Source organism: Polaromonas sp. P3_C2, from assembly GCF_056402675.1.
The window spans coordinates 1-786 of record NZ_JBFUGX010001129.1 but is presented as its reverse complement, the minus strand read 5'-3'; the positions used below and the strand labels follow the sequence as shown (position 1 = coordinate 786).

1 protein-coding gene is annotated in these 786 nt (G+C 59.9%); it reads right to left on the bottom strand.

The genetic code is table 11. From position 1 onward, the window contains the following. Nucleotides 1–786: FAD-dependent oxidoreductase (locus tag AC1DWI_RS25110; protein ID WP_477726175.1), on the bottom strand; the 786-nt coding region annotated here is incomplete at both ends.

Genomic DNA, 786 nt, shown 5'->3' with positions numbered 1-786 from the left:
GCCATGCAGCCTGTTCCGGCGCTGGTAATCGCCTGACGGTAAACATGGTCCTGCACATCGCCGGCAGCGAAGACGCCTGGAACGCTGGTCATGGTGGCAAACCCCTGCAGGCCGGTTTTGGTGATGATGTAGCCGTCTTTCATTTCCAGCTGCCCTGCAAAGATGTCTGTGTTCGGCTGATGGCCGATCGCGATAAAACAGCCTTTGAGGGTGATGTCCTGCGAGGCATCGCTGTTTGTGCACTTCAGGCGGACACCGGTCACCCCTGAAGCGTCACCGAGCACCTGCTCCAGCGTGTGGTGCAGTTTGAGCTCGATCTTGCCTGCGGCCACTTTTTCGTGCAGTTTGTCGATCAGGATGGCTTCGGCCTTGAATTTGTCGCGGCGGTGTACCAGCGTGACCTTGCTGGCGATGTTGGATAAATACAGTGCCTCTTCGACAGCGGTGTTGCCGCCACCCACCACGCAGACCTCTTCTCCGCGGTAGAAGAAGCCGTCACAGGTGGCGCAGCCGGAAACGCCACGGCCCATGAATGCCGTCTCCGACTCCAGGCCCAGGTACTTGGCGGAGGCACCGGTGGCGATGATCAGCGAGTCGCAGGTGTAAGTCCCGCTGTCGCCCGTCAGGGTAAAGGGGCGTTTGCTGAAGTCGACCTTGTTGATGTGGTCAAAAATAATCTCGGTCTTGAAGCGCTCGGCGTGCTCCAGAAAGCGCTGCATCAGGTCGGGCCCCTGCACGCCATGCACGTCGGCGGGCCAGTTGTCGACCTCGGTGGTGGTCATGAGC